The sequence below is a fragment of the Pyxidicoccus caerfyrddinensis genome (assembly GCF_010894405.1).
Lineage (GTDB): Bacteria > Myxococcota > Myxococcia > Myxococcales > Myxococcaceae > Myxococcus > Myxococcus caerfyrddinensis.
The window spans coordinates 1-479 of sequence record NZ_JAAIYA010000137.1 but is presented as its reverse complement, the minus strand read 5'-3'; the positions used below and the strand labels follow the sequence as shown (position 1 = coordinate 479).

Here is a 479-nt window from a genome sequence, read left to right as displayed (position 1 = left end):
GGCTACCGCACGGACTTGTTCGACGCCTCCACCGTCTCCCGCATGGTGGAGCACCTGCAAACCCTGCTGGAGGCCGCGCTCGCCTCGCCCGGCACATGCGTGGGTGAGCTGCCCCTGCTCTCCCCTTCCGAGCGCACGCGGCTGCTCGCGCGGTGGAACGACACGCACCGGCAGCTGCCCTGGGAAGGTGCCTTCCACGAGCGTTTCGAGGCCCAGGCCTCCCTGACTCCCGACGCCCTGGCCGTCCTCGATGACTCCTCGCAGCTCTCCTTCGCCCAGCTCAACCGCCGCGCCAACCAACTGGCTTCGTGGCTGCGCCAGCGCGGCACCGGGCCCGAGGTGCGCGTCGCACTCTGCATGGAGCGCGGCGTGGACATGGTGGTGGCCGTGCTCGCCATCCTCAAGGCCGGCGGCGCCTACGTCCCCATGGACCCGGCCTACCCGCGTGAGCGCCTGGCCTTCATGCTCCAGGACTGCGG

1 protein-coding gene is annotated in these 479 nt (G+C 71.2%); it reads left to right on the top strand.

Translation table 11 applies throughout. From position 1 onward, the window contains the following. The coding region (locus G4D86_RS51870; RefSeq protein WP_164003112.1) for an AMP-binding protein at window positions 1–479 on the top strand (479 nt) is incomplete at both ends.